12 protein-coding genes are annotated in these 12,333 nt (G+C 44.9%); all 12 read left to right on the top strand.

All coding sequences use genetic code 11. The features are described 5' to 3' along the window. The first annotated feature begins 425 nt into the window (after window positions 1-425). The 12 genes from rpsB (at window position 426) to lpxA (ending at window position 12,324) form a co-directional block, all read left to right on the top strand. The gene (gene rpsB / locus ACFO4O_RS07675) at window positions 426-1,154 is read left to right on the top strand and encodes a 30S ribosomal protein S2 (RefSeq protein WP_382407091.1); all 729 of its coding nucleotides are present in this window, start codon (window positions 426-428) and stop codon (window positions 1,152-1,154) included. Window positions 1,155-1,226: 72 nt separating this feature from the next. Then, window positions 1,227-2,099 carry a translation elongation factor Ts gene (gene tsf, locus ACFO4O_RS07670; protein WP_382407089.1) on the top strand — a complete coding sequence of 291 codons (873 nt, stop codon included), beginning with the start codon at window positions 1,227-1,229 and terminating at the stop codon, window positions 2,097-2,099. A gap of 180 nt (window positions 2,100-2,279) precedes the next feature. Further along, window positions 2,280-3,023 (top strand): UMP kinase, encoded by a 744-nt coding sequence (pyrH, locus tag ACFO4O_RS07665; RefSeq protein ID WP_382407087.1) that lies wholly within the window; start codon window positions 2,280-2,282, stop codon window positions 3,021-3,023. 9 nt (window positions 3,024-3,032) lie between these two features. Beyond that, window positions 3,033-3,590, top strand: a complete 558-nt coding sequence (gene frr, locus ACFO4O_RS07660; RefSeq protein WP_382407085.1) for a ribosome recycling factor — start codon at window positions 3,033-3,035, stop codon at window positions 3,588-3,590. A gap of 76 nt (window positions 3,591-3,666) precedes the next feature. Then, window positions 3,667-4,377: a polyprenyl diphosphate synthase gene (uppS, locus tag ACFO4O_RS07655; RefSeq protein WP_382408273.1), complete on the top strand. Its 711-nt coding sequence runs from the start codon at window positions 3,667-3,669 to the stop codon at window positions 4,375-4,377. Beyond that, a complete protein-coding gene (locus ACFO4O_RS07650; protein ID WP_382407083.1) occupies window positions 4,371-5,234 on the top strand; it encodes a phosphatidate cytidylyltransferase in 864 nt (287 codons plus the stop codon). Before uppS ends, ACFO4O_RS07650 begins: the two co-directional genes overlap by 7 nt. A gap of 112 nt (window positions 5,235-5,346) precedes the next feature. Beyond that, window positions 5,347-6,540, top strand: coding sequence for a 1-deoxy-D-xylulose-5-phosphate reductoisomerase (gene ispC, locus ACFO4O_RS07645; protein WP_382408271.1), 1,194 nt, complete (start codon window positions 5,347-5,349; stop codon window positions 6,538-6,540). After that, window positions 6,537-7,886: an RIP metalloprotease RseP gene (gene rseP, locus ACFO4O_RS07640; protein WP_382408269.1), complete on the top strand. Its 1,350-nt coding sequence runs from the start codon at window positions 6,537-6,539 to the stop codon at window positions 7,884-7,886. Before ispC ends, rseP begins: the two co-directional genes overlap by 4 nt. Window positions 7,887-7,930: 44 nt before the next feature. Continuing rightward, window positions 7,931-10,402 (top strand): outer membrane protein assembly factor BamA, encoded by a 2,472-nt coding sequence (gene bamA, locus ACFO4O_RS07635; RefSeq protein ID WP_382407081.1) that lies wholly within the window; start codon window positions 7,931-7,933, stop codon window positions 10,400-10,402. A 64-nt stretch (window positions 10,403-10,466) separates the two neighbouring features. Beyond that, a complete protein-coding gene (locus ACFO4O_RS07630; RefSeq protein WP_382407079.1) occupies window positions 10,467-10,982 on the top strand; it encodes an OmpH/Skp family outer membrane protein in 516 nt (171 codons plus the stop codon). A 123-nt stretch (window positions 10,983-11,105) separates the two neighbouring features. Continuing rightward, entirely contained in the window at window positions 11,106-11,552 is a 447-nt protein-coding gene (gene fabZ, locus ACFO4O_RS07625) for a 3-hydroxyacyl-ACP dehydratase FabZ (RefSeq protein WP_382407077.1), read from the top strand. A gap of 1 nt (window position 11,553) precedes the next feature. Beyond that, window positions 11,554-12,324, top strand: coding sequence for an acyl-ACP--UDP-N-acetylglucosamine O-acyltransferase (gene lpxA, locus ACFO4O_RS07620; RefSeq protein WP_382407075.1), 771 nt, complete (start codon window positions 11,554-11,556; stop codon window positions 12,322-12,324). Window positions 12,325-12,333 lie beyond the last annotated feature (9 nt).

Raw genomic sequence — 12,333 nt, 5'->3', positions numbered from 1 at the left:
AGATCATAAGCCGGCAGAGCGCAATCAAACTAGCCGGCTTTTTCGGTTTTATCTTGCCTTACTGAGTCCTAAATGATATAAAGCGCGCCTGAATTTTGATAGTCAGTATTTTTCGGTCAAATTTTATTGAAAACGCTGGGTATTAATTCGGGAAATTCGAAGGTCATAATGACCATATTACACACACATATCGACACTGATTTCGGGGTGTTCGAATGGTGAGTGACGGCAGATTCGCTTCTGTAGAGGCTAATCAAATATAAAAGCATCATTGGCATGGATACCAATGTTGACCGGGCATGGATAGCTCCAGCGCCTTTTGTATTTGATTAGCCTTTGCCGATAGAGTATCCGCCATATGCTTGCTTTTCGGATCGAGAGAAGGGATATGTGGAGGCCTAACCCCTACAATAGGATTATTTAACATGGCAAACGTATCAATGCGTGACATGCTCCAAGCGGGCGTGCATTTCGGACACCAAACTCGTTATTGGAACCCTAAAATGGCTCAGTTCATTTTTGGCGCTCGTAACAAAGTCCACATCATCAATTTAGAAAAAACCGTTCCTCTTTTCAACGATGCATTATCTTTTTTGACCAGCGTGTCAAACCGTAAAGGTAAAGTACTGTTTGTTGGCACCAAGCGTGCAGCAGGCGAAGCAATCAAAGAATCAGCACAAAAGTGTGGTCAATACTATGTGAACAAGCGCTGGTTAGGCGGTATGTTGACTAACTGGAAAACAGTTCGTCAGTCAATCAATCGCTTAAAAGAGCTTGAGTCACAAAGCGCAGACGGCACTTTCGACAAATTAACTAAAAAAGAAGTGTTATTGCTTCAGCGCGAAATGACTAAGCTTGAAAGCAGCTTAGGCGGAATTAAAGACATGGGCGGCTTGCCTGACGTTTTATTCGTAATCGACGCTGATCATGAGCACATCGCAATTACAGAAGCGCGTAACCTTGGTATTCCAGTTGTTTCAGTTGTTGATACCAACTCTAACCCAGACGGTGTTGATTACATCATCCCTGGAAACGACGACGCTATTCGTGCTATCCAGCTTTACACTGACGCTGCTGCTAATGCAGTTATCCGTGGTCGTGATGGTGATGCAGCCGCTGCTGCGTCTGACGAATTTGTGGTTGAAGGCGAGTAAGCTTACGCCTGCAAGACTTTATAAGGAGACGCATCGTCTCCTTTTTATGAATTGAAATTTGAGGAAAGAACAATGGCAGTGACTGCAGCACTGGTAAAAGAATTGCGCGAGCGCACAGGCGCCGGCATGTTAGATTGTAAAAAAGCACTTGTTGAAACTGACGGTGATATCGAACTAGCAATTGAGAACATGCGTAAATCAGGCCAAGCGAAAGCAGCTAAAAAAGCGGGCCGTATTGCCGCTGAAGGCGTTATTTTAACGCAGGTAGAAGGCAAAAAAGCAACCATGCTTGAGCTTAACTGTGAAACAGATTTTGTTGCACGTGACGACGGTTTCTTGGCCTTCGGTCAAAAAGTATTGAGCGTAGCGGCTAACAATGGCTTAAACGACATTGAAGCGGTAAACGCAGCTGAGTTTGAAGGCGCAACTATCGAAACTATTCGTGATGCGCTTGTGGCCAAAATTGGTGAAAACATTTCGCCTCGCCGCGTAATTACCGTTGAAGGTGATAACCTCGGTGCATACGTTCACGGCGGTCGTATCGGTGTTATCGCTATCTTACAAGGTGGCGACGAAGACCTAGCAAAAGATATTGCTATGCACGTTGCTGCATGTAGCCCACAGTTCGTAAAACCTACTGACGTTCCTGCTGAAGTAGTTGAGAAAGAAAAAGCAATCCAAATTGACATTGCAATGCAGTCAGGTAAGCCTGCCGAAATCGCAGAGAAAATGGTTGTAGGCCGCATGAAAAAATTCACCGGTGAAATCAGCCTTACCGGTCAGCCTTTCGTAAAAGACCCAAGCATGAGCGTTGCAGATTTGCTTAAGAGCAAGGGCGCCGACGTTGTTAACTTCGTGCGTTTTGAAGTAGGCGAAGGTATTGAGAAGAAGAGCGAAGATTTTGCAGCAGAAGTTGCTGCACAAATGGCTGCTGCTAAGAAATAATTTAGCAAGTCGCTTTTGCAAATCGCGATGTTCCTATACACTATAAAGCACCTCAAACGGGGTGCTTTTTTATGGGCGATTTGAAGGATAATACAAACTCAGAGTTTGTAACTACAAACAACACAAAGAGCGCGTCGACAAACACCGCAGATACATAGAGCATAGAGGATATTGCCAAGCATGAGTATTTCACCGAAACCTGCATATCGTAGAATTTTACTTAAATTATCTGGTGAAGCCCTAATGGGCGATGAGAATTTTGGTATTGATGCAAAAGTGCTAGACCGCATGGCGCAGGAAATCAAAGAGATTGTGGAACTAGGTGTTGAAGTTGGTTTGGTTATTGGTGGTGGTAACTTATTTAGAGGTGAAGGCCTTGCAAAAGCAGGCATGAACCGAGTGGTAGGCGACCACATGGGCATGCTAGCGACGGTTATGAACGGCCTGGCCATGCGAGATGCTCTGCACCGCGCTTATGTTAATGCCCGCTTGATGTCGGCAATTCCTCTCAATGGCGTGTGTGATTCCTATAATTGGACCGACGCCATTAGCTTGCTAAAATCAGGCAAAGTGGTGATTTTTGCTGCGGGAACCGGCAACCCGTTTTTTACCACAGATTCCGCTGCGTGCTTACGCGGTATAGAAATTGAAGCCGATGCTGTATTCAAAGCAACTAAAGTCGACGGCGTATTTAGTGCCGACCCAGTGAAAAACCCAGATGCCGTTTTACTAAGTAAAATTAGTTATCAAGAAGTCCTTGAAAAAGAACTCAAAGTGATGGATTTATCAGCCTTTACTTTGGCTAGAGACCACAATATGCCTATTCGTATATTTAATATGAATACCCCCGGTTGTTTAAAATCAGTGGTGTTAGGCGACAGCGAAGGGACGTTAATCTGTCATCCTGAAAAAATAGAAGAATAAGAGACCTTTATGATTGATGAAATTGAATTAGACGCGCGTGAGCGTATGGAAAAAAGTATTGTTGCCCTCAAAGGTCAACTTAGTAAAATTCGTACAGGCCGAGCCCACCCTAGTTTACTCGACAGCATTATGGTGCCTTACTACGGCGCCGATACACCGCTTAAACAAGTTGCAAACGTTGTTGCTGAAGATAGCCGCACGCTTGCAGTTTCGGTATTTGATAAAAGCGCTATGCAGGCGGTTGAGAAGGCCATCATGCAGTCGGATTTGGGGTTAAATCCGATGAGTGCAGGCACTACGATGCGCATTCCGATGCCAGCGCTGACCGAAGAGAGACGCAAAGACCTAATTAAAGTTGTACGAAATGAAGCTGAGCAAGGCCGAGTAGCCGTACGCAATATTCGTCGTGATGCCAACAGCGATATTAAAGAACTGCTTAAAGAGAAAGAAATCAGCGAAGATGAGTCTCGTGCGGGCGAAGAAAACATTCAGTCAACCACCAATGAATTTATAAAAATTATTGACGGTATGCTAGCAGACAAAGAAAAAGAATTGATGGAAGTTTGATTTGTTTGACAGCAAACCCTGTGACACTAGCAAACCATCTGCTTTGTTAAAAATACCTCGCCATGTTGCCATCATTATGGATGGCAATGGACGCTGGGCGCAGCAGCGCAATAAGCGCAGAACCTTTGGACATAAGGCCGGAGTCGATGCGGTTCGCTCAGCAGTCAGGTATGCTCGTGAAACAGGTATCGAGTCACTTACGCTCTTTGCATTTTCAAGTGAAAATTGGAAGAGGCCTGCAGAAGAAGTGAGTGTTTTGATGGAGCTTTTCAGCCTTGTCTTAAAAAGCGAAGTTAAAAAACTCAATAAAAACGATATCAGACTAAAGATCATCGGTGACATCAGCGGATTTGACAGCAAACTGCAGAAAAAGATTGCTGATGCTGAAGCCCTAACTGCCTCAAACAGTGCGTTGACGCTTAATGTCGCGGCAAATTATGGCGGTAGATGGGATATTATTAATGCTACTAAACGCCTTATGACTTTAGCCAACAAAGGCGAGCTCAATATAGATGATGTTGATGAGACAAGCTTTGGTCAACAAATTAGCACATACGGACTACCCGAACTAGATTTGCTTATTCGCACGGGTGGCGACCATAGAGTCAGCAATTTTTTATTGTGGCAGTGTGCTTACGCTGAATTTTATTTTACCGAGACACTTTGGCCCGATTTTAACGAAGACATGTTTGCACAGGCGGTAGAGGATTTTGCCCAGCGTCAGCGTCGATTTGGTCTGACTGGAGAACAAATTATGACTCAAGATATCGAGCCTAAAGCATGTTAAAACAGCGTATTCTCACGGCGATTATTTTGGCGCCCGCGGCTCTGGCGGCCATTTTGTTTTTGCCCATAGAGGGTTTTAAAATCGCGGTCGCTGGCGTGATTTGTTTAGGGGCCTATGAGTGGGCAAATATGTCGGGTATCACTGCGCGCATATTCAAAGGCTGGTTCACCTTGTTCATCGCGCTCCTGTGCACAATTTTGATTCTTACTGTTGATGCAGAGCAGATATGGCAGCAGGGAGAATTGCATTGGTTATTCGCTTTTTGTTTATGGCTTGCTGCATTATGGTGGAGCGCATCGCTGCTGATGATTGTGGCCTATCCAAAATATAGTGATTTTTGGAAGGACTCGATTGCGATACGCGCAACCTTTGGTGTTTTAACGCTCATTCCTACATGGGTTGCTGTAGTAAGTTTGCGTACGAGCCTGTACGAAGTAGATCCGAACTATGGCGCATCACTTTTGTTCTACGTACTGGGTATTGTATGGGCGGCAGATATTGGCGCCTTTTTTGTGGGGGTAAAGTTTGGTAAGCACAAACTTCGGCCCAATGTGTCCCCCGGCAAGTCAATTGAAGGTTTAGTTGGTGGTATTGCGGCGTCCTTTGCTATCATCGCTTTTGCTGCAATGCACTATCAATTCGACGCCTCGCGCATAGGTATTCATGTAGCAATTGGCATGATCACAGTAGCCGTATCTGCATTGGGCGATTTAAACGAATCAATGGTAAAACGCTGTGCAGGTATTAAAGATAGCGGTAAGCTGCTCCCAGGGCACGGCGGCGTAATGGACCGAATTGACAGTTTAACTGCGGCCTTTCCAATATTTGCGTTCTGCTACATGCTTTGGATGGCGTAAACTAGCCGCCAATGTTAACTAAGATGTTGCACCCAATCTTCTTTTTTACTTGTTGCATTGTGCATGCGACAAAGGCCTAACTATGACCGAATCACAACAATCCGCTAAGGCCATGCAAAATATCACAATTTTAGGCGCTACCGGCTCTATTGGCCTAAGCACGCTTGAGGTCATGCGCTTGCATCCACAGCGTTTTCACCTTTACGCAGTGTCTGGATATTCACAGTTAGATAAACTTGCTGATATTGCTAATCAGTATTTGCCAGAATACGTTGTGGTTAACACCCAAGAAGACGCACAGCGTTTGTCAACAATGATAAATAGCGATTGTGACGCGACCATTTTATTTGGCGAGCGCGCCCTTTGCGAGATTGCATCTGCTGAGCAGGTAGATGCCGTTATGTCGGCTATTGTCGGCGCGGCGGGACTACTTCCTACGCTGGCTGCGGTAAAGGCCGGAAAAAAAGTGTTACTGGCGAATAAAGAGTCGCTTGTTATGTGCGGTGAGCTATTTATTGATGCGGTTAACAAACATGGCGCGACATTAATTCCAATCGACAGTGAACATAATGCTATTTTTCAATGTCTACCTCATGATTACGAATATGCCAAACCGAATAGCAGCGGAATTTCACATTTGTTATTGACTGCTTCTGGCGGGCCTTTTCGTGAATTGATGCCCGCTGAGCTTGACGATGTGACACCCGAGCAAGCATGCGCCCACCCGAACTGGGATATGGGACGTAAAATTTCAGTAGACTCGGCGTCAATGATGAATAAAGGCCTCGAGTTTATTGAAGCAAAATGGCTTTTTGGGGTAGATGAAGACAACATCAAAGTCGTGATCCATCCTCAAAGCACTATCCATTCGATGGTGCAATACAAAGATGGGTCGGTACTTGCGCAAATGGGTAATCCAGATATGCGCACGCCAATTGCTCATGCACTTGCGTTTCCAGAGCGCATTGAGTCAGGTGTGAGCGATTTGAACTTTTTTGAGCAGGCGAGTTTTTCATTTGAGTCACCTGAAAAGGCGCGTTTTCCAAATTTATTTTTGGCGATGAGAGCAAGTCGTCTAGGTCAGGCGGCCACCACTGCGCTTAATGCCGCGAATGAAATCGCGGTGGAAGCTTTTTTAAACGAGCACATTCGTTTTACCGATATTTATAAAGTTAACCTGCAGGTAGTTGAAAATATGCATACGCCTACATTAAAAACCATCGATGAAATTATCGCACACGACAAAGCATGCAGGCACCTTGCTCAGTCAGTTTGCGCATCGATGCATCAGGGGCGAGAAAAATGATGGACATTGCCCGCAACATCTTATTTTTTGTTATTGCTCTGGGTATTTTGGTTGCGGTGCATGAATGGGGACATTATTACGTTGCCAAACTATGCAAAGTAAAAATACTGAAATTTTCGATAGGGTTTGGCAAGCCTATTTACCGCAAGGTGACCTCAAGTGGTATGGAGTTTGTGATTGCCATGATCCCCCTTGGCGGCTACGTTCGCATGCTCGATGGCAGGGTAGATGATATTACGGAAGAGCAAAAGGCGGTGGCGTTTAATTTCCAGCCGGTGTGGCAGCGTTTTGCGATTGTTGCCGCAGGGCCGATTGTTAATTTTATCTTTGCGATTTTTGCCCTTGCAGCCATCGGGATGATTGGCCAGCAAAGTGCAAAGCCCATTGTGGGGGCTATTGCCGAGGAGTCTTACGCGGCTCGCTCAGGCTTAAGTGTAGGGGATGAGATCATTGCGGTAGGCCGGCATAAAACCAATGATTGGCGCGACGTCACCATAGAACTATCCACCTTCAGTGGTGAGCAATCAATTCCTCTTGAGGTGAAACAAAGCAGAGGTGTTACCCAAACAATTAGCCTGCCTATTGATGGCTGGAAAATAGACCCAGATGAGAGCGATTTGTTTACAGCGCTTGGGTTTCAGCCATACAGACCAGCATTAACAACAAGCCTTGGCTTTGTTGAAGAGGGCTCGCCAGCTCAGCGCGGTGGCCTGCTCAAAAATGACAAGATTGAAAAAATAGATGGAACCTCCATGGAAAACTGGAGCCAAATAGTCGCATTTATTGAAAAACGCCCTAATCAATCGGCCACATTAGAAATACTGAGAGACGAACAAAGTATATCGCTTATTGTGCAGTTTGGGCAAAAGCCAGGTGCCCCTGAGCAAGGTTATTTAGGGGTTGTGCCGTTTCAAGAACCGTGGCCCGAAGAGTATATTCAGCATACACAACTAGGGTTTTTTGGGGCTATTGCGGACGGTACTCAGCAAACGTGGCGTTTGATGGGCGTTACCCTTGAAATGTTGGGCAAGCTATTAACCGGAGACGTTTCAGTAAAGAATTTGAGCGGGCCAATTTCTATCGCTCAGGGGGCAGGAATAAGTGCGAGTATAGGAATTGTCGCATTTTTAAGTTTTTTGGCGCTTATTAGCGTAAATCTTGGTATTATTAATCTTTTGCCGTTACCCATTTTAGATGGCGGGCATCTGTTATATTTTACCATCGAATGGATTACTGGAAAGCCTGTGTCAGAGGCCGTCCAGGAGGTAGGATTCAAAATTGGCGGCATGATACTATTTGCCGTGATGGCAACCGCCATCGTCAATGATGTCTTACGTAATACATAATCATAATAATGTCTGGCAACTGTTTCTTGGAATTTAGATAGTTAATGAAGTGTAATAAACTCGTTTTAGCAGCCATTTTGGCATTTTCTTCATCGTCATTTGCACAAACTGCCTATGATTTTGTGGTCGAAGATATTCGTGTAGAAGGTTTGCAAAGAGTTGCCTTAGGCGCAGCTTTAACCTATTTGCCAGTGCAGCGAGGCGACGCCATGAATCGCTTTCGCATTACGCAACTTATTCGGTCTTTATACTCGTCTACGCATTTTGAAAAAGTCGAAATTTATCGCGATGGCAACATCCTTGTTGTAGAGGTAGCAGAGCGGCCCACGATCAGCAATATTGTGTTTGAGGGCAACGACGATATAAAAGACGAGCAGCTGCAAGAAAGCCTAGAAAACTCAAATATTCGAATTGGCGAGCCTCTCGACCGAACCGTTATCACCTCTATTGAAAATGGCCTTAAAGACTTTTTCTATTCTATTGGTAAGTACAATGCTGACGTCAGTGCTATAGTCACGCCGCTTCCACGCAACCGGGTTGACCTCAAATTACTTTTTGAAGAGGGCGATGCCGCCAAAATCCAGCAAATTAATATCGTTGGCAACGAAATCTTTGAAGATGACGAGCTCTACAAGCAAATGGAGCTGCAGTTTGACGCACCTTGGTGGGATTTTCTTTCTGAGACGCGCTATCAACAGCAAACGCTGTCTGGCGATATGGAAACTATTACCAGCTACTACAAAGACCGAGGGTACTTGCAGTTTTCTATAGATTCAACGCAAGTGGCCATGACGCCTGAAAAAGACGGCATATATGTCACCATGAACGTGAGTGAAGGTGAGCAGTACAATATATCTGAAGTGGAGTTGGTGGGTGATTTACTCGGCTTTGAGAACTTTTTAGCGCAAGTTATACCGCTCGAGTCTGGAGAGTTATACAATCAAGCTGAGATTACATATACCGAAGACTTCATTTCCAAATACCTTGGGCGATTTGGATACGCCTATCCTACCGTAACGACCATTCCTGAAATTAACGAAGATGATAAGACCGTTAAATTAACGCTGTCTGTTGACCCTGGTAAGCGTATTTACGTTCGCCGCGTTAATTTTGCTGGTAATACCGTTACCTCCGACGCTGTCCTTAGACAAAACGTCAACCAAATGGAAGGAACTTGGCTATCTGAACCTTTGTTAGATAGCTCAAAGGCTCAGCTCTCACGCTTAACCTACATGGAAGAAGTGGAATATGAGACCGTTCGAGTGCCCGGTGTAGACGACAAAGTAGACGTTGATTTTACGGTCAAAGAGCAAGCCTCAGGCTCATTTAATGCCGGTATTGGTTACGGTGATGCAACTAAATTAAGTTTGCAAGCGGGCATTCAGCAAGACAATTTCTTGGGAACCGGTAAGCGCGTGGGCTTAAACATATCGACGGTGTCGTATCAAAAGCAAGCGCAAATTACTTACCTAGACCCCTTCTTCACTATCGACGGCATTAGCTTAGGTGGCAGTGTTGCTTACAGTGAGTTTGACGGCGGTGATTTCGGCGTTATTCAATACAACAGCAAGCGTTGGTCGGTTGGCGCGAACGTTGGCTATCCGATAAACGAAGTCAACCGAATAAGCTTTGGCCTCACATATTCTAGTGTTGAGCTGAGCGATGATAATACCAACTACGTGCAGACGCGTCGTTTTTATGACCAGTTTGCCGACCAGACAGACCCTGATGCACCCATCGATTATGATAGTTTCTTAGCCTCAGTTACTTGGAGCCGAAACACCCTTAACCGAGGTTTGTTTCCAACAGCGGGGTCTTCGCAGCGCGCGTCCTTTAGTGTGACAACACCAAATTCAGACGTTAACTACTTTAAATTAGTGGGAGATGGAAAGTGGTATTTCCCACTTACCCGAAATCAACGTTGGTCAGTGTTAGCTCGATTGCGTTTTGGTTACGGAAATGGTTATGGCGACACCGATGGCGTTGAGCAAATCTTACCGTTTACTGAAAACTTTACTGCGGGCGGTGCAGACACCTTACGCGGTTTTGAAAACAACACTGTGGGTCCAAGAGGTTTAGTGCGCTTCTCTAGTGTGCTGACAACGTCGCCCACTGGTGTGCCAATATTGCGTGACCCTAGTCAAGATACCATTGCTTTGTCGCAGCGCAGTTTAGGCGGTAACGCAATGGCACTCGGTGGTCTTGAGCTCATTGTTCCCACTCCGTTTTTGGAAGCAGATTTTGATAACTCGGTTAGAACAAGCATATTCTTTGATGTAGGAAACGTTTGGGATACCGAATTTGACTTTGAAACTTACGAGAATCTAAATGTTCAGCAGGGTAGCGATGGCTTGCAAGACTATAGCGATTGGAAACTATACCGAAGCTCAGCAGGCCTATCGGTACAGTGGATATCGCCAATGGGCCCCATGGTATTTAGTTTTTCTAGAGCCCTTAAAGAAAGAGAAGGTGACGATGCAAGATTCTTCACTTTCAACATTGGATCAACCTTCTAGACAGGGTATAATCCGCGCAGCAAAATTTACATGTAGTAAGTATGATAAACGCAAGGAGTTTACATTGAAAAGTTTTAATAAAGCGCTGTCAATTGCAGCCATTTTAGGAATGTCTTTAGTTTCTACTGTCGCAAGTGCGGCACAAAAAGTGGGCGTAATTGATGTACAGCTTGTTTTGCAGTCTTTACCGCAGGTTGCCGTTATCGAGCAAAAAATAAATGCTGAATTTCAAGAGCAAATCCAAGAAGTGACTGCTATGCGCGAAGAAGGTAATTTTTTAGTCGAAAAATTACAGCGTGAAGCAGCAACCATGAGTGAAGCGCAAAAAACCGAACTGCAGCAGCAAATCGCAACACTCGGCCAGCAAATGCAGCAAAAAGGTCAGCCTCTACAGCAAAACATGCAGGCTCGCACCGCAGAAGAGCGTAACAAGCTCTTAGGCTTGATCAAGCAAGCTATTGACGGCATTGCGGCAGCTGAAGGTTACGACATGGTGTTAAACGCAAATTCAGTTCCATTTGCTAAAGACGAATATGATATTTCGCAAAAAGTACTTTCTCAAGTTAGCAAAGCTAACTAAGACAATATCTACTAAATCAGGCCAACACTTGTTGGTCTGATTTCTTTTTCCCCCTCGACACCGTATCTTATAGCGCGACCTTGTCCAAAAAGGACATTCAGCCATATTATTTAGGAGACTGGCTTGGCAAATTCGCTCAATACCATTGAAATAAACGAAATCATGTCGCTGCTCCCGCATCGATACCCTTTTTTGCTCCTTGACCGCGTGACTGACTATACCCTTGGTGAGTCCATCCTAGCGTATAAAAACATTAGCATAAACGAACCATGCTTTACGGGGCATTTTCCGCACCGTCCTATTTTTCCTGGCGTTTTGATTCTTGAGTCGATGGCGCAGGCTGCTGGCGTGTTAGGGTTCAAAACAATGGGAAGTAATGACCAATTGTATCTATATGCAGGTATCGACAAAGCACGGTTCAAGCATCCTGTTGTGCCCGGTGACCGGCTCGATATGGAAATTAAACTGCTAAAAGAGCGTAGAGGGATATGGAAATTTCATGGTGTTGCCAAGGTAGACGCAAAAGAAGTATGCGTTGCTGAATTTATGTGCGCTATGAGAGACGTATAATATGATTCATCCGTCGTCAGTAATTTCTGAAAATGCCGTTATTGGTAAAAATGTAGAGATAGGCCCATTTTGTTTTGTAGGCGATAATGTTGAGCTTGGTGATGGATGCGTTTTAAAAAGCCATGTGGTGATAAAAGGTCACAGCAAGATTGGTAAAAATAACGTGTTTTTTCAATTTTGCTCCATTGGTGAAGATTGCCAAGATAAAAAATATGCCCAAGAAAAAACGTATTTAGAAATTGGCGACAATAATGTGTTTCGTGAGTCGTGTACTGTGCATCGCGGTACCACGCAAGACCTGTCGCTAACGCGCATCGGAAGCCGTAACTTGCTGATGGTAAATACTCATATAGCGCACGACTGTATGATTGGTGACGATAACATTTTTGCTAATAATGCAACTATCGCAGGGCATGTTCATATTGGCGATTTTGTTATTTTAGGCGGCATGACGGCCGTGCATCAATTCTGTCATATTGGCTCACACGCTTTTACGGGCGGTGGCGCAATCCTGTTAAAAGACCTCCCGCCCTACGTTATGTTCAGCGGCATCAAGCACATCCCTCAAGGTATTAATTCAGAAGGTTTAAAACGACGCGGGTTCAGTGCAGAAGCAATTACTAAGGTCAAACGTGCATATAAAGTTTTATATCGCAATGGCAATAGCTTCGATGAAGCACTAGCGCAGATTAACTCTATGGCGCAAGACGCAAAAGAACTTGAGGTGTTGCAAGAGTTCTTAGAAAAGGCGACTCGCGGCATCGCGCGATAACACTGTACA

Source organism: Glaciecola siphonariae (assembly GCF_042652645.1).
GTDB classification, from domain to species: domain Bacteria; phylum Pseudomonadota; class Gammaproteobacteria; order Enterobacterales; family Alteromonadaceae; genus Glaciecola; species Glaciecola siphonariae.
This window is presented reverse-complemented; position numbering and strand designations above follow the sequence as displayed.

Coding starts and splice junctions, on each gene's coding strand:
- rpsB (WP_382407091.1), top strand. CDS start 426: ATGGCAAACGTATCAATGCGTGACATGCTCCAAGCGGGCGTGCATTTC.
- tsf (WP_382407089.1), top strand. CDS start 1,227: ATGGCAGTGACTGCAGCACTGGTAAAAGAATTGCGCGAGCGCACAGGC.
- pyrH (WP_382407087.1), top strand. CDS start 2,280: ATGAGTATTTCACCGAAACCTGCATATCGTAGAATTTTACTTAAATTA.
- frr (WP_382407085.1), top strand. CDS start 3,033: ATGATTGATGAAATTGAATTAGACGCGCGTGAGCGTATGGAAAAAAGT.
- uppS (WP_382408273.1), top strand. CDS start 3,667: ATGGATGGCAATGGACGCTGGGCGCAGCAGCGCAATAAGCGCAGAACC.
- ACFO4O_RS07650 (WP_382407083.1), top strand. CDS start 4,371: ATGTTAAAACAGCGTATTCTCACGGCGATTATTTTGGCGCCCGCGGCT.
- ispC (WP_382408271.1), top strand. CDS start 5,347: ATGCAAAATATCACAATTTTAGGCGCTACCGGCTCTATTGGCCTAAGC.
- rseP (WP_382408269.1), top strand. CDS start 6,537: ATGATGGACATTGCCCGCAACATCTTATTTTTTGTTATTGCTCTGGGT.
- bamA (WP_382407081.1), top strand. CDS start 7,931: ATGAAGTGTAATAAACTCGTTTTAGCAGCCATTTTGGCATTTTCTTCA.
- lpxA (WP_382407075.1), top strand. CDS start 11,554: ATGATTCATCCGTCGTCAGTAATTTCTGAAAATGCCGTTATTGGTAAA.